The sequence below is a fragment of the Streptomyces krungchingensis genome, assembly GCF_054729265.1.
This window is the reverse complement of the sequence record NZ_JBPUKY010000001.1, coordinates 6,019,595-6,034,530: the sequence shown is the minus strand read 5'-3', so window position 1 is coordinate 6,034,530 and position 14,936 is coordinate 6,019,595. Positions and strand designations below refer to the sequence as shown.

Genomic DNA, 14,936 nt, shown 5'->3' with positions numbered 1-14,936 from the left:
GCAGCACATCGGACCGGACCGCGCCAGGGGGAGATGCGGTGCACACAGGGCTGCACGGCCGGGGAGCGCTGTTCGACACCGATCCGCCCGGACTCGCGTCCCGGCTGGTCGGCCTGCGTCCGTACCAACTCCGCTCGACGCCGTACGAACACCCCGGCGAACTGCCCTTCGTGGTGTTCGCGGGCGGACGCGGGCTCGGCAAGAGCGCCGTGCTGCGGGAGCTGCGGGACGCCTACCGCGGGCACACACCCGTCGCGCTGATCGACGGCGAGGACGGCCAGTTCGCCGCCCCGCCGCCCGAGCGTCCGGCGGAGTCCTGGTCGCCGGTCGGACAGGCACTCACCACGATCGCCGAACAGCTCGCCGAGCCGGTGACGGGCGCCGGGCGGATCGGTTTTCCGAGACTGGCGGCGGGTCTGCTCGCCGTGGCGGCGGGCGGCTGGAGCAACCGGGACGTGCCGCGCATCCGGCAGGAGGCGGAACGCATCCTGCTGCTCAACGAGACCGGCACCTGGCTGTCGGGCTTCGCCGGCCGCTGGGTGAGCAAGGTCATCTCCAAGCTCGTCGCCTCCATGAGCGGCACCGGCCCGGTGGTGGAACCGATCATCGAGGCGACCCTGGAGGCGTTCGCCGAGGGGGTCGCCCCGGCCCACCGCCGGCTGCGCAAGGCCGCCACCTGGTACCGGGACTACCCCAACGCGGGCGGCAGCCCCAAGCTGGCCCTCATCCTGCTGTCCCGGCACTTCCGGGCGGGCGGCGACTCGCTCCGGCACGCCGAACGCCATCTCGTACGGGCCCTGCTCGCCGACCTCGACGACGCCTACTCGGGCGTCGTGCAGCGTTCGCACCGGCGCGGGCGTCCCGTCGTCCTCATCGACAACGTGCAGGAACCGGCGGGCCTCGGCCTGCTGGAGCCGGTCCTGCGCGACCGCGCCGAAGGCATCGCCGACCAGGTCGTCTTCTGCGCGGCGCTGCGCGGCTACGCCCACCCCGCCCTGCGCAACGCGGGCCGCCGCACCCTCCCCGAGGCGGCCCGGGAGAGCGGCTGGGAGCCGGGCACCTCACCGTCCTCGCGCGCGCTGCTCGTCTCCCTGCCGCCGCTGACGCCCGACGACACCCTGCACATCGTCGACACCGTCGCCCAAGGCACGTCCCCGGCACCCGGCGCCGCGGACGTGCCGCCGCACCTCCCGCACGCCACCCACCGGCTGACCGGGGGCAGCCCCCTCGGCATCACCCTGCTGGCCGGCTCAGCCCGCCAGAACCTGCCCCAAGGGGCCGACTCCCTCGGCCAGTTGCTCACCTCCGACGTCGCCCTGCACGAGGACGGGGACGGCCGCCCCACCTATCAGGAGCTCCTCGCCCACCTGGTGCCCGGCGGGCGGCTCGACGAGCTGACCGTGCTCGCCGCGGCGCACGACCGCGCCTCGGCGTGTGTGCTCGCCGAGGCCCAACTCCCCGAGGACTTCGGCGCGTCGGGCGTCCTCGACCTGGAGGAGCGGCTCACCGCGGAGGGCTGGCCGACGGCCGCCGGACAGTTCGTCGCAGACCCCTTCCTGCGCGCCCTGCTCCTGCTGCGGCTGCACCACGCCGACCCGGACCACGCGCGCTGGCGGGCCGTGCACCGCACCCTCGTCGACCACTACCAGGACACCGGCGAGGCGACCGCGCAGGACACCGCCCGCTATCGGCTGCACCACGAACTCGCCCTGGGCAAGGCCGACTCCGCGGTGGCCCAGCTGCGCGACACCTTCCCGCGCACCGACACCCGGGACTGGCTGTCGTCGCTCCTCTTCATCGCGTCCGCGCCGTACTTCCACCCGCACGACCCGGACGGCCGGGACTTCGACGGCCACGACCACCGGGCCTCCGTCGCACTCGGCCACACCGACGCGGCGCAGCAGCCCCCGGACAGCGTGGACGCCGTGCTGCATCTGCGGGTGCGGCGGCTGCTGCACGCCGTCTGGCAGCTGACCGACCCGCTGGTCCTGCCGGACCCGAAGGTGACCGAGCGGCTGCGCTTCGAGCTGGAACAGCTGTCGAACCTGCGGCCGGCGGGCAACGCCCTGCTGTGGCGGGCCTCGCGGGACTGGCCGGCGGACGCCCTGGCCGGCCGCCCCTTCCAGGTCCCGGGCGACGACGACGAGACCGGGAACGGAGGCAGGTGATGGTGCGCGTGTGGACGTGGCTGCGCGAAGACATCTGGGAGATTCGTTTCCGCCGGTATGTCGCACTGACGCTCGTGGCCGCCCTCGCGGGCCTCGGCGTGTGGGGCGGCATGACGGCCGCCAAGGAGAACCGCTCCTGCGCCCCGGGGGTCGTCCAGCCGAAGGGCAGCGACGAGTGCGTGGGCGTCTCGTGGACGACGTACGCCTTCGGCCGCCCGCGGTTCGCCGAGACCATCCGGGCCATCAACCGGGAGAACCACCGCCTGTCCCCCGGCAGTTACGTCACCGTCGCCCTGCTCGAACCCTTCACCGCGACCGACGCGGACAACCTCGGCGACGTGCTGCACGAACTCCAGGGCGCCTACCTGGCCCAGTACCAGGCCAACCACGACACGACCGGCCTCAAGCCGAAGATCCGGCTGGTGCTCGCCAACCCCGGCGCCACCGGGGCGCACTGGCGGCACACCGTCGACCAGCTGGAGCGCATGACGAAGGGCCCCGACCGGCTGCGCGCGGTGACCGGGGTCGGCCTGAGCACCGACAACAACAAGAAGGCCGTCCAGGAGCTGACCCGCCGGGGCATCCCGGTGATCGGCAGCTCCATCACCGCCGACGACCTCGCCAACGGGCAGGGCGGCAAGGACCCCTTCCCCGGGCTCGCCCGCGTCTCCCCCACCAACACCGACGAGGCCCGCGCCCTCGCCTCGTTCGCCAAGGTGTCGGCCGCCGACGCGTTCCTGGTCTACGACCGGACGGGCGACCCGTACACGCGCACCCTCCAGCGGTCCTTCGAGAAGATGCTCAAGGGCTCCCGCTACGAGGCGCAGCCCTTCACCCCGCCCGCCGACCGCAGCAAGGAGGGCAGCACCGCCAATGTGTTCGCGCAGGTCAGCAACATCCTGTGCAACACGCCGAAGACCACGGACACCATCCTCTTCGCCGGTCGGCACACCCAACTGCGGCAGTTCATCAACGCGTTGGGGGCACGCGGCTGCGTCGACCGCCGGTTCACGGTCCTCACCGGCGACGAGGGCTCGTACCTGGCCGGGGACAAGGACCTCGACCCGGCCGCCCTCAAGGACCCCCTGCTGACCGTGCGGTACACGGCGCTCGCCCATCCGGACGCCTGGCCGAGGGACGGCGCGCGGACCGGCGGCAGCGCGGCCGACGCGAAGGTGCTCCGGGATCTGCTGGCGAGCGCCGCGCGCGAGCCGGCCGGTCCCATCGGGAAGGTCGGCCTGGACGACGGCCAGCTGATCATCGCCTACGACGCCATGCGGCTCGCGGTGCACGGCATCCGCGGGGCGTCACCGACCGGCAAGGTCCCCGCGCTGCGGGACGTGGGGCTCCAGTGGCCGCAGGTGAAGGGCACACAGCTGCGGGTGAACGGGGCGAGCGGATGGATCTGCCTGGACGCCCACGGCAACCCGTACGACAAGGCCGTGCCGATCGTGGAACTCACCCCGGACAGCCGCACCCGGTTCGTGCGGATCGCCTGGCCGGAGGGGAAGCCGCCGGCGAAGGAGTGCCTGCCGCCGTCCTAGGGGCGGCAGCGCGGGGCACGGGGCGGCGGGTCCTAGCCACCGAGCTGCCGGGCGAGGCGTTCGAAGCGGGCCCGCCATTCCGGGTCCCGCTCCGCCTCGGTCTCATGGGTGAAGCGGACCGTGGTGCCCTCGGGCACCCCGTGCTCCAGATGGAACCGGACCCGGCCGCGCCCCTCGACGGTGTACTCCGCGATGCGCTCCACGTCCCAGGCGGTGATCCGTCCGGCGCCCAGGCCGCTCAGGGTGACGGCCCCGCCGAGCCGCGGCTCGAACGGATCGGCGTCGGCCAGCCACCCGCGCAGTCCCGCGGGGGTGGCCAGTGCCGCCCAGACCTTTTCCACAGGCTGGGGAAGACGCAGCAGGAAGTGCAGGACCCGCGCGTTCCCCCGCATCTCGGTGGCGCCCTCTTCGATCGGTGGCCGCTCGATGGGTTGGGTCATGACTCCAGCGTGGCCCGTGGTGGCCGGATCCGCACGCGTGACCGGCCCTGACCTGCATTTTCGTTGCTCAGGGTGGTCGGCCGGCCGCCTCGAGGCGGCCGGCCGGACGACGTCGGCTAGACGCCCGCGTAGGAGTGCTTGCCGCTCACGAAGATGTTCACGCCGTAGTAGTTGAACAGCCAGCAGGCGAAGGCGATCAGCGCGATGTACGCCGCCTTGCGGCCCTTCCAGCCGGCCGTCGCACGGGCGTGCAGGTAGCAGGCGTAGGCGACCCAGGTGATGAACGCCCACGTCTCCTTGGGGTCCCAGCCCCAGTAGCGGCCCCAGGCGTCGCCCGCCCAGATGGCGCCCGCGATGATCGTGAACGTCCACAGCGGGAAGACGGCGGCGTTCACGCGATAGGAGAACTTGTCGAGCGAGGCCGAGGCGGGCAGCCGCTCCAGCACGGAGGTCGCGAAGCGTCCGGGCTTCCCGCCGCCGGCCAGCTTGTTCTCGTACGAGTCCTTGAACAGGTAGAGCAGCGTGCCGACGGCACCCACGTAGAAGACGGCGCCGCACAGGATCGCGGTCGAGACGTGGATGTACAGCCAGTACGAGTGCAGGGCCGGGACCAGCTGGTCGCTCGCCGTGTACAGGACGGTGACGGCGAGTCCGAGGTCGAGCAGGACCGAGGTGACCAGGAAGAGACCCAGCCAGCGCACGTTCTTCTTCAGGGCCAGCAGCGCGAGGTACACGCCCACCGCGACCGTGGAGAAGGTGATGTTGAACTCGTACATGTTGCCCCACGGCGCGCGCTGCACCGACAGGGCGCGGGTGAGTACGCCGGCGGCCTCGACGGCCCAGGCGAGCACGGTGAGGGACACCGCGATCCGGCCGTAGAGGTCGCCCTGCTCGTCGCCGCCGTGCGCCCCGGGCCCGTCGGGCACGTCGCGGGCGCCGGCCGCGGAGCGGGTGACGACCTTCGGCCGCTCCAGGACGGCGGTGCCGCCGGCCGTCTGCACGGTGACCGCGGGGGTGGTCGCGGCGCCCGCGCCCTGCTCGCCCTTGGCGGTGAGCGCCTGCGCGGTGCGGGCGACCTTGCTGCGGCTGCCGAAGAGCCACTCGGTGATGTACGCGAAGAAGGCCAGCGTGTAGACGGCCATCGAGGAGTAGATCAGCACATTGCTGATGTGAGCGAGGTGTTCGTTGGTGGCGGTGGCGAGAGTCACTGCTTCTCAGCCCCTTCGGCGGCAGATACGGCGTGCGGGTCGGGGGTGTCCTGATCGGACCCGGGCGTGTCCGGGCCGGGTTCGGGGGCGCTGGGCGCCTGTTCGTGCACGAGCGCGGCGAGGTCGCCGAGCTCCTCGGGGAGCTTCGCGGACTCGCTGCGGCCGAGGCCCGCCATCTCGACGACGGTGACGCCGTCGGTACCGGTGGTGGCCCGCACCCAGACGCGGCGGCGCTGGATGAACAGGGATCCGGCGAGGCCGAAGATCGCGACGAAGGCTCCCACCAGCGCCCAGTCGCTGCCGGGCTGCTGGGTGACCTGGAAGCCCGCCCACTCCTTGACGTCCTTCTCGAAGGTGATCGAGCCGGCGCCGTCCGGCAGCTTCATGGTCTCGCCGGGCAGCAGCCTCGCCTTGAGGATGGCGCCCTTGGCGTCCTTGAACTGCTTCATCTTGGAGGTGTCGAGCTGGTACACGTTCTGCGGGAGGCCCGAGTCGACCCCGAGGCTGCCGTGGAAGCCGGACACCGCGAGCACGGGGAAGTCCAGTGCGGGGAACTGGGAGAACATCGTACCCTTGCCGGCACCCGCGAACGTCGGCACGAAGAAGGCGGAGAAGCCGAGCTGCTCGCTGCGGCCCTGCGCGTTCCGGTAGCCGTCCATCACCTTGATCGCGCCCTGCGAGGTGACGTTCGCGTCCAGCGGCAGCAGCGGCACGGGCTGGTGGAAGACGACCTTGCCCTTGCCGTCCCGGACGGTGACGACGGGCGCGTAGCCGTGGCTGACCAGGTAGACCTTCGAGTCGCCGATCTCCAGCGGCTCGTTGACCTTGATGGTCTTCTTCCGCGGCTTGCCGTACGCGCCCTCGCTGTAGGTGACCTCCGCCTGGTACGTGCGTGGGGTGCCCTTGTTGGGCCCGGTCCGCTCGTAGGTGCCGGTGAAGTTCTTCAGGTCGAAGCTGAACGGCGTCAGGTCGTCGTTGCTGAAGAGGTTGCCCGACTTGAAGTCGTCGTACTGGAGGAGCGTGTTGGAGAAGCCGTCGCCCTCGACGATCAGCTTGTTGCCCTCGGACTTGAAGAGCTGGCCCCAGGCGAAGGCGACGAGCATCACGACGAGCGCGATGTGGAAGAGCAGGTTGCCGGTCTCGCGCAGATAGCCCTTCTCGGCCGCCACGGCGTCGCCGTCGAGGTGGGCGCGGAACCGCCGCTGCTTGAGCACCTTGAGGGCGGTCTCGCGGACCTCCTCGGGCGCGGCCCCGGTACGCCACGTGGCATACGCGGGAAGCCGCGTCAGCCGCTTCGGGGCGCCCGGCGGACGGCCCCGCAGCTGTCCGACGAACTGCCAGGTGCGCGGCACGATGCAGCCGATGAGCGAGACGAACAGCAGGATGTAGATCGCCGAGAACCACACCGAGCTGTACACGTGGAACAGCCCGAGCTTGTCGTAGACCGGCCCCAGCAGGCTGTGCCGGTCCTTGAAGTCGGCCACCTTCTGCGCGTCGGTCCCGGACTGCGGGATCAGCGAGCCGGGGATCGCGCCGAGCGACAGCAGGAAGAGCAGGATCAGCGCGACCCGCATCGAGGTCAGCTGCCGCCAGAACCAGCGGGCCCAGCCGACGACCTCGCGTCCGGTCCAGGTGATCCAGCCGATGGCGCCGGGCGCCCGCGAACCGCCGAAGGAGCCGGGCATCGCCGTCTCCACGGGCGCGGTGGACAGCTGCGAGCCGGCCGCGCCGAGCTCGCCCGACGCGTCCGGTTCCGTCGTCTTGCCGGTGTCAGTGGTGCTCATGGGTCAGATCCCTACCGTGAAGCCGTCGGACCAGGTTTGCATCTGCTGCACGATGCTGTCCCACGCACCGGTGAGCAGGAGCAGGCCGGTCACGATCATCATTCCGCCGCCGATCCGCATCACCCAGGTGTAGTGCCGCTTGACCCAGCCGAAGGCGCCGAGCGCCTTGCGGAAGGCGACCGCGGCCAGGACGAAGGGGATGCCGAGCCCGAGGCAGTACGCGACGGTCAGTATGGCGCCCCGTCCGGCGCTCGCCTGGTTCGCGGCGAGGATCTGCACGGAGGAGAGGGTCGGGCCGAGGCAGGGGGTCCAGCCGATCCCGAAGAGCGCGCCGAGCAGCGGCGCTCCCGCCAGACCGGTCACCGGCCGCTTGTGGAAGCGGAATTCGCGCTGCGTCAGGAAGGGCATGCCGCCCAGGAAGAACACGCCCATGAGGACCATGAGGGCGCCGAGCACCTTGGACAGGGCCGCCTGGTACTCGTGCAGGGTCGAGCCGAAGTAACCGAAGAGCGCGCCGCCGGACACGAACACGACGGTGAAGCCCAGCACGAACAGGCTCGCGCCGACCGCCATGCGCCCGCGTCTGGCCTCCGCCAGGTCGGTGCCGCTGACCCCGGTGACGTAGGAGAGGTAGCCGGGGACCAGGGGCAGCACGCACGGGGAGAAGAAGGAGACGAGCCCCCCGACCACGGCGATCGGGAAGGCGAGCAGCAGGGCGCCGCTGTAGACCGTCTCGTTCCTGCCGGTGGACTCGGCCAGGGACATGGCGAGGAGGGACACGTCAGGTCACTTCTCCGCGAGTACGGGGTCGAGCATCTTGCGCAGGTTGTCCTCGCTGAGCGCCTGGAGCGTCCGGGCGGCGACCTTGCCCTCGCGGTCGATGACGAGGGTGGAGGGGATCAGCTGCGGGTTGAGCGTGCCCTTCTTGAAGCGGAGCATCAGCTTGCCCGTGGGGTCGTAGAGGCTCGGGTAGCTGACGCCGTGTTCCTTCTCGAAGGCGAGGGCCGGGGCGGTGCTGGAGTCGCGGGTGTTGATGCCCACGAACTGCACGCCCTGGTCCTTGGTGTCCTGGTAGACCCGCTCGAAGTTGGCGGCCTCGGCCCGGCACGGTCCGCACCAGGAGCCCCAGACGTTGAGCACGACGACCTTGCCCTTGAAGTCGCGGACGTCGAGCTGCTTGCCGTCGACGGTCTTGCCCGACAGGTCCGGGATCGCGGTCCGGTGGCCCTTGGCCGCGGTGTCGACGCCGTTCTTGCCGGCGACGAAGTTGGTGTTGCCCGCTCCTCCCGAGGTGCCTCCGGAGGTGCACGCGGACAGGACGAGCGCGGCGACGGCGGCCCCGGCGGCGAGCAGGGCGACGCGGCTACGGGTGCGGTTCGGGCGCTGGTCGGCGCGGCAGGCGGCACTCATGTGAAAAGTTTCGCATGCCCGTTTCGGGGATCTTCCGCACCCCCCTTGCGGGCGGAAACCCGCATATCAGGCGGCCTCTCGGGCTCCTCGTCGACGCCCGTGCGGGTGCCCGCACCCACAGGGGCGTGATTGCCCTGGCTTGCAGCGTTTCAGGTGTCGCTGTCCGCGTCGGCCCCGGAGCCCCGGCCCGGACCCTTGCCTACGTCCCGCAGGAACGTCTTCCAGCCACCCGCCGGCCGCTCCCCCACCTCCAGCGACCGGAGCCTGGCGAGGACCTCGGGCCGCTGCACGTCCAGCCAGTCCGCGAAGTCCCGGAAGGAGACCAGGCGGATGTCCGCGCCGTCCTCCCGCTGCCGGGCGACGTGCGTGAAGGCCTGCTCGACGGCGTCCATGTAGATGCCGCCGTTCCACTCCTCGAAGTGGTTGCCGATGAAGAACGGCGCACGGTTCGTCTCGTAGGCCCGCTGGAACCCGGAGATGTAGGACTGGGCGGCCTGGGTGCGCCAGGCCGGGTAGTTGTACGACGGCGCCCTGGTCGTGTTGACCGACTGGTTGGCGAGGATGTTGTAGTCCATCGAGAGGACCTCGAAGGTGTGCCCCGGGAAGGGCATCCCCTGGAGGGGCAGGTCCCACAGGCCCTGGTTCTTCCGCGGCCAGCGCTGGCGGCCGCCGGGCGAGGAGGCGTCGTAGCGCCAGCCGAGCTCGCGCGCCGTGGGCAGCAGGTTCTCCTGGCCGAGCAGGCACGGGGTGCGTCCGCCGACGAGTTCCTTGTCGTAGTCGAAGGGCAGCGCGGGCAGATCGGTCCAGCCCGTGTTGGTCCGCCACTCCTTCACGAAGGACTTGGCCTGTTCGATCTCGCTGTGCCACTGGGAGGGGGTCCAGTCGGCGACCGAACCGTAGCCCGCGCAGAAGTGGCCGTTGAAGTGGGTGCCGATCTCGTGGCCGGCCAGCCAGGCACGGCGGACGAGCTTCAGCGTCTGCCTGATGTGGTCGTCGGTGAGGTAGCCGATGTCCGAGGCGCCCCTGGCGTTGTTGGGCGGGTCGTACAGGCGCTTCTTCGACTCGGGCAGCAGGTACAGCCCGGAGAGGAAGAACGTCATCCGGGCGTCGTACTTCTCGGCGAGTCCGAGGAAGCGGTCGAAGAGGCCGGTGCCGACCTCGCCCGCGCCGTCCCAGGAGAAGACCACGAACTGCGGCGGGGTCTCGCCGGGCTGCAGGGGTTCGGGCCGGTCCGGCCGGCCCGGCTGCTCGCCGGTGAAGGCGGTGGAGCCGTCACCGATCGGCTTGGCGGCCTGCCGCGGGGCGCCGGGGTGTCCGTCGCCCCGGGAACCGCCGCCCCGGCCCGTGGCGTCCTGTGGGGTGGTACCGCACGCGGCAAGTCCCAGGCCGGCCGCGGCACCTGCCCCGAGGCCGATCATTCCCCTCCGGCTGATGTCCCGCATGCGGTCCCCATTTCATCGCGCCCTCTCAGCTGGCTCTCAGCTGGCACTCCATGAGAGGGCACGACGAACACGGGGGTTCAGTCCCACACGCACGTATTTATGTGATTTTACGAAGATACGCTCATATGGCAGGACATCCTGGGGAGACGACGGGTCGTCAGGCCCCGAACGCCTTGCCCGCGCCCTTCACCGGCTTCGCGCCCGCGAGGAGATGCGCCGGCACGAGGTCCCGGGCGGGCTCGGTGTAGCCCACGGAAACGATCTTGTCGCCCCGGTAGGTGAACGTCGTCAGGGACGCCAGCGTGCACTGCCGCTTGCGCGGGTCGTGCCACAGCCGCCGACGCTCGACATAGCTGCGCACGATCCAGATCGGCAGCTGGTGGCTGACCAGCACCGCCTCGTGCCCGCGCGCCGCGTCCTTGGCCGCGTCCAGCGCGCCCATCATCCGGACGACCTGGTCCACGTACGGCTCGCCCCAGGACGGCTTGAACGGATTGACCAGGTGCTTCCAGTTCTCCGGGCGCCGCAGCGCACCGTCCCCGACACCGAAGGTCTTGCCCTGGAAGACGTTGTCGGCCTCGATGAGCCGCCCGTCGGTCGCGAGGTCGAGCCCGTGCGCCTTCGCGATCGGGGTCGCCGTCTCCTGCGCCCGCTCCAGGGGCGAGGCGACGACGTGGGTGACATCGCGGGACGCCAGGTGGTCGGCGACCCGGTCGGCCATCTGCCGCCCCAGTTCGGACAGGTGGTAGCCGGGCAGCCGCCCGTACAGCACCCCGTCCGGGTTGGCGACCTCGCCGTGCCGCATCAGGTGGACGACGGTGATGTCCGTGGTGTTGCCGTTGTCACTCATGCACTGGCCTCCGCCGCTGCCCGCGCCGCCGCCGGAAGGGCGTCGGCGATCCGCTGAACCGCCTGCTCGTCGTGCGCCGTCGACACGAACCACGACTCGAAGGAGGACGGCGGCAGGTACACGCCCTGCGCCAGCATCGAGTGGAAGAAGGCGGTGTACCGGAAGGACTCCTGCGCCTTCGCGTCCTCGTAGTCACGCACCTCCCGCCCGGTGAAGAAGACGGAGAACATGTTGGAGGCGCTCTGCAGCCGGTGCGCGACGCCCTCCTTGGCCAGTGCCTCGGACACCAGCGTCCGGATCTGCTCGGAGACCGCGTCGATCTTCTCGTAGGCGGCCTCGTCGAGCAGTCGCAGCTGCGCGAGACCGGCGGCGGTGGCGACCGGGTTCCCGGACAGCGTGCCCGCCTGGTAGACCGGCCCAGCCGGCGCGAGGTGCGCCATCACCTCGGCACGGCCACCGAAGGCCGCCGCCGGGAAGCCGCCGCCCATCACCTTGCCGAAGGTCATGAGGTCGGGGCGTACGCCGTCGATCCCGTACCAGCCGGCCCTGCTCGTGCGGAAGCCGGTCATGACCTCGTCGGAGATGAACAGGGCGCCGTTCTTCGCGCAGGCGTCCTTGAGGCCCTGGTTGAAGCCGGGCCGCGGCGGCACGACGCCCATGTTCCCGGGCGAGGCCTCGGTGATCACACAGGCGATCTCGCCGGGGTGCGCGTGGAAGGCGGCGTTCACCGCCTCCAGGTCGTTGTACGGGAGGACGATCGTGTCGCCGGCCTGGGCGCCGGTGACGCCCGGGGTGTCGGGGAGCGCGAAGGTGGCGACGCCGGAGCCCGCCGCGGCGAGCAGCGAGTCGACGTGCCCGTGGTAGCAGCCGGCGAACTTGATCACCTTGGAGCGCCGGGTGAACCCGCGGGCGAGCCGGATCGCCGACATGGTCGCCTCGGTGCCGCTGGAGACGAGCCGGACCTGCTCGACGGGCTCGACGCGCGCGACGATCTCCTCGGCGAGCGCGACCTCGCCCTCGCCGGGAGTGCCGAAGGACGTGCCGCGCGAGACGGCTTCCTGGACCGCCGCGACGACCTCGGGCCGAGAGTGTCCGAGAATCATCGGCCCCCAGGAACAGACGAGGTCGACGTACTCACGGCCGTCGGCGTCCGTGAGGTACGGACCCGCACCGGACACCATGAACCGGGGCGTACCGCCCACGGCGCGGAAGGCCCGCACGGGAGAGTTCACGCCACCGGGCGTGACGGCCGCCGCACGGTCGAATAGGGCCTGCGAGGCCGGTGCTTCGTAGGGATAGGGCAGTTCGGTCATGACCTGCGACGTCTCCGACTCCGGGGGGCTAGTGACCTCCTCAGGGTAGGCCAGGGTCCGAGGGCGGCCGTGAGGGGAAGAGCACGCGGGCGTGAACGCGGGAACCCGGCACGACGTACGGCTTCTCGTAGGCGTCCCCCATCGGCTCCCGCTTCCGGGAAGCCGTACGGGACCGCGTACGTTGCAGGTACGCAAGGTCCCGGAATCGCGGGGATCCGGCGGGCCGGTGCCCGGCACGAGGACCGGGCGGCGCCCCCGGCCATCTGCAAAACTGGGGCCCGGCAGGGACAGCTCACAGGAACGGTGGTGTTCAGAGGCCGCGAAGATCCCGCGGAACAGGTGTTTCAGCGCACGTTTCGGCGTGCGGCCGTGGGGGAGGTCACTGTCACGATGATCGGGTTGCGTGGCGGGGGTCGCGCGCCTTAGAAAAGCAGTCGGGTGGAGATATGCATCGCGGTGGCGGACTGGGCGAGGGGACCGACGACCTCGGGCCTCGGCGTGCCCGGCGGGGAAGGCACCGGCGCGAAGCGGAGGAAGCGGCCGAGGCACGCAGGACCCAGGGATCGCAGGGATCCCAGCTATCTCCGGGAGCGCAAGGTGAGCCCGAGCGGAGCGACCGCGGGGTCGATCGGCTGAGGGCCGGGAGCGGGAATGGTGGCCGGGTGGGGGTGACGTACAAATACTTCGGCGCGCCGGACGGCGCCACGGCGGCACGTGTCCCGATCTCGATGCGCCCCGAAGAACTCGGCGGCGACGAACTCGGCATGAACGGCATGTTCACCAAGATCAAGCCGGAGACGATGGCCGCGATGGTCCTCACCGGCATCGAAGGCGTCCCCCTGCACAAGGTGCCGCCCCTGGAACTGGTCGTCCTGCACCCCGACTACGCCGTCGTCAAACTCCCCATGACCGTCGTGGACCCGCTGCGCGGCATCGGCGAGGAAGCGGTCGGCGCGGCCGCCTTCATCTGGTCGACCGTCCCCGACCGGGGCGGCCCCCGGGACGCGTTCAACGTGTACCAGCTGCTGCACGAGTGGCAGGACTTCTCCCACCGCCTGCACGAGGCAGGCCACCAGCCGTACTGCCTGGTCTGGCCCTGAGGCCGGTCCCCCGGGCTCCCGGGGCGTCGCCGGGCGGTGGCATCCCCGGGCCCGCCGCGCGCGCGGTGCGTGCGCCGGCCGTCCGCGGACATGCCGATGCGGCGCAGGCCTGCCTATCGTCGAAGAGGGAGACCGCGGCGGACCACCCTCGGCCGGTCACGTCCTGACGAGCGAGTGCGTGCGGCCCGTCCCCGGCCCCACACCGCTACGAAGGGCTGGATCATGTCTGCTTCCACCGCTTCCGCCTCCACCGGCACCCTGCGTGCCGCGCAGGTCTCCGAGCCCGGTGGCACCCCGGAGCTCGCCCAGGTCGCCGCACGGGAGCCGGGTCCCGGATCGGTGCGGATCACCGTCGAGGCATGCGGGGTGTGCCACTCCGACCTGCTGATCGCCTCGGGCGCGCTGCCCGGGACCACGTTCCCGGTCACGCCGGGTCACGAGATCGCCGGCCGGATCGACACCCTCGGCGAGAACGTCACCGGCTGGCAGGTCGGGGACCGGGTCGCCGTCGGCTGGTACGGCGGCAGTTGCGGGCACTGCGACGCCTGCCGCAGCGGCGACGCGGTCATGTGCCCCGAACTGGCCGTCCCGGGCGTCGCCTACCCCGGCGGGTACGCCGACTCGGTCGTGGTGCCCGCCGTCGCCCTCGCCGCGATCCCGGACGAGCTGACCGCGGTCGAAGCGGCACCGCTGGCCTGCGCGGGCGTGACGGTCTTCAACGCCCTGCGTCACACCACCGCCGGCCCCGGCGACACCGTCGCCGTACTGGGCCTGGGCGGCCTCGGCCACCTCGGCGTGCAGTTCGCGCAGAAGATGGGCTTCGACACCGTCGCCATCGCACGCGGCCAGGAGAAGAGGGACCTGGCGCACAAGCTCGGCGCCGCCCACTACATCGACAGCACCACCGAGGACGTCGCCGAGGCGCTCCAGGCGCTCGGCGGCGTCAAGGTGGTCCTGGCCACCGTCACGAACGCGGACGCGATGTCCGCCACCATCGACGGACTCGGCCGCCGCGGCGAACTCGCCATCGTCGGCATCTCCCCCGAACCGCTCCAGGTCAACGGCCTGCAACTGCTGCAGGGGGCACGGAAGGTCTACGCCCACGCCTCCGGCGCCGCCGTCGACACCCAGGACACCCTGCGCTTCGCCGCCCAGAGCGGTGTGCGCGCCTGGACCGAGGAGGTTCCGCTGGAGGAGACGGCCGCCGCGGTCGAGAAGATGACGAGCGGTCAGGCACGGTTCCGCATGGTGCTCACCACCGGCCACTGAGGCACAGGGGGCGGCCGAAGGCGTGCGAGCGGCGGACCCCTCGTGCGCCTTCGTCCCTGCGCGCGCTCCGGTGAACCCCGACCCACCCCGGCGCTGCGCGCGGTCCGGTGAACCCCGACCCGCCTCGACGCTGCGCGCGGTCCGGTGGACCCCGATCCGCCCCGACGATGTCCGCGGTCCGGTGAACCCCGATCCACCCCGGCCCTGCGCGCGGTCCGGTGGACCCCGATCCGCCCCGGCGCTGTGCGCGCTCCGGTGAGCCCCGATCCACCCCGGCGCTGTGCGCGCTCCGATGGACCCCGATCCGCCTCGACGCTGCGCGCGGTCCGGTGGACCCCGCTGCCCACGACTCCCTGACGGTCCGCCACACCCCATGCAGTACGTTGGCGGGCCGGGTCGGTGATGCGC

The 14,936-nt window shown here is 71.6% G+C and carries 12 protein-coding genes; 4 read left to right on the top strand and 8 right to left on the bottom strand.

The genetic code is table 11. From position 1 onward, the window contains the following. The first annotated feature begins 38 nt into the window (after nucleotides 1–38). A complete protein-coding gene (locus tag ACSYGO_RS26545; RefSeq protein WP_460387873.1) occupies nucleotides 39–2,168 on the top strand; it encodes a hypothetical protein in 2,130 nt (709 codons plus the stop codon). Further along, nucleotides 2,168–3,712, top strand: a complete 1,545-nt coding sequence (locus tag ACSYGO_RS26540) for an ABC transporter substrate-binding protein (RefSeq protein WP_432189338.1) — start codon at nucleotides 2,168–2,170, stop codon at nucleotides 3,710–3,712. The genes ACSYGO_RS26545 and ACSYGO_RS26540 overlap by 1 nt, the downstream gene beginning before the upstream one ends. 32 nt (nucleotides 3,713–3,744) lie before the next feature. On the opposite strand, the gene ACSYGO_RS26535 is transcribed toward ACSYGO_RS26540, so the two are convergent. The 8 genes from ACSYGO_RS26535 to hemL form a co-directional block, all read right to left on the bottom strand. Next, nucleotides 3,745–4,152, bottom strand: coding sequence for an SRPBCC domain-containing protein (locus ACSYGO_RS26535; RefSeq protein ID WP_426680189.1), 408 nt, complete (start codon nucleotides 4,150–4,152; stop codon nucleotides 3,745–3,747). 116 nt (nucleotides 4,153–4,268) lie between these two features. Beyond that, a complete protein-coding gene (gene ccsB, locus ACSYGO_RS26530; RefSeq protein ID WP_432174502.1) occupies nucleotides 4,269–5,360 on the bottom strand; it encodes a c-type cytochrome biogenesis protein CcsB in 1,092 nt (363 codons plus the stop codon). Next, a complete protein-coding gene (resB, locus tag ACSYGO_RS26525) occupies nucleotides 5,357–7,144 on the bottom strand; it encodes a cytochrome c biogenesis protein ResB (RefSeq protein ID WP_426680191.1) in 1,788 nt (595 codons plus the stop codon). The genes ccsB and resB overlap by 4 nt, the downstream gene beginning before the upstream one ends. A gap of 3 nt (nucleotides 7,145–7,147) precedes the next feature. Beyond that, the gene (locus tag ACSYGO_RS26520) at nucleotides 7,148–7,909 is read right to left on the bottom strand and encodes a cytochrome c biogenesis CcdA family protein (RefSeq protein ID WP_359503657.1); all 762 of its coding nucleotides are present in this window, start codon (nucleotides 7,907–7,909) and stop codon (nucleotides 7,148–7,150) included. A gap of 21 nt (nucleotides 7,910–7,930) precedes the next feature. Then, on the bottom strand, nucleotides 7,931–8,554 hold the full coding sequence (locus tag ACSYGO_RS26515; RefSeq protein ID WP_426680192.1) for a TlpA family protein disulfide reductase: 624 nt from the start codon (nucleotides 8,552–8,554) through the stop codon (nucleotides 7,931–7,933). A gap of 149 nt (nucleotides 8,555–8,703) precedes the next feature. Next, nucleotides 8,704–9,996: a polysaccharide deacetylase family protein gene (locus ACSYGO_RS26510; RefSeq protein WP_460387870.1), complete on the bottom strand. Its 1,293-nt coding sequence runs from the start codon at nucleotides 9,994–9,996 to the stop codon at nucleotides 8,704–8,706. Between the two features lie 157 nt (nucleotides 9,997–10,153). Further along, entirely contained in the window at nucleotides 10,154–10,846 is a 693-nt protein-coding gene (locus ACSYGO_RS26505; RefSeq protein ID WP_426680194.1) for a histidine phosphatase family protein, read from the bottom strand. After that, nucleotides 10,843–12,159, bottom strand: coding sequence for a glutamate-1-semialdehyde 2,1-aminomutase (gene hemL, locus ACSYGO_RS26500; protein ID WP_460387868.1), 1,317 nt, complete (start codon nucleotides 12,157–12,159; stop codon nucleotides 10,843–10,845). The genes ACSYGO_RS26505 and hemL overlap by 4 nt, the downstream gene beginning before the upstream one ends. A gap of 446 nt (nucleotides 12,160–12,605) precedes the next feature. Here hemL and ACSYGO_RS26495 point away from each other — a divergent pair, with 446 nt between their 5' ends. Next, nucleotides 12,606–13,259 (top strand): hypothetical protein, encoded by a 654-nt coding sequence (locus tag ACSYGO_RS26495; RefSeq protein ID WP_179332520.1) that lies wholly within the window; start codon nucleotides 12,606–12,608, stop codon nucleotides 13,257–13,259. Nucleotides 13,260–13,481: 222 nt separating this feature from the next. Continuing rightward, nucleotides 13,482–14,528, top strand: a complete 1,047-nt coding sequence (locus ACSYGO_RS26490) for an alcohol dehydrogenase catalytic domain-containing protein (RefSeq protein WP_460387866.1) — start codon at nucleotides 13,482–13,484, stop codon at nucleotides 14,526–14,528. Nucleotides 14,529–14,936: the final 408 nt, after the last annotated feature.

What these genes read in the sequence shown, in the direction of transcription:
- ACSYGO_RS26510 (WP_460387870.1), bottom strand. Translation starts at nt 9,996, where the DNA reads ATGCGGGACATCAGCCGGAGGGGAATGATCGGCCTCGGGGCAGGTGCC.
- ACSYGO_RS26490 (WP_460387866.1), top strand. Translation starts at nt 13,482, where the DNA reads ATGTCTGCTTCCACCGCTTCCGCCTCCACCGGCACCCTGCGTGCCGCG.
- ACSYGO_RS26515 (WP_426680192.1), bottom strand. Translation starts at nt 8,554, where the DNA reads ATGAGTGCCGCCTGCCGCGCCGACCAGCGCCCGAACCGCACCCGTAGC.
- ACSYGO_RS26520 (WP_359503657.1), bottom strand. Translation starts at nt 7,909, where the DNA reads ATGTCCCTGGCCGAGTCCACCGGCAGGAACGAGACGGTCTACAGCGGC.
- ACSYGO_RS26505 (WP_426680194.1), bottom strand. Translation starts at nt 10,846, where the DNA reads ATGAGTGACAACGGCAACACCACGGACATCACCGTCGTCCACCTGATG.
- ACSYGO_RS26540 (WP_432189338.1), top strand. Translation starts at nt 2,168, where the DNA reads ATGGTGCGCGTGTGGACGTGGCTGCGCGAAGACATCTGGGAGATTCGT.
- ACSYGO_RS26495 (WP_179332520.1), top strand. Translation starts at nt 12,606, where the DNA reads ATGCATCGCGGTGGCGGACTGGGCGAGGGGACCGACGACCTCGGGCCT.
- hemL (WP_460387868.1), bottom strand. Translation starts at nt 12,159, where the DNA reads ATGACCGAACTGCCCTATCCCTACGAAGCACCGGCCTCGCAGGCCCTA.
- ACSYGO_RS26535 (WP_426680189.1), bottom strand. Translation starts at nt 4,152, where the DNA reads ATGACCCAACCCATCGAGCGGCCACCGATCGAAGAGGGCGCCACCGAG.
- resB (WP_426680191.1), bottom strand. Translation starts at nt 7,144, where the DNA reads ATGAGCACCACTGACACCGGCAAGACGACGGAACCGGACGCGTCGGGC.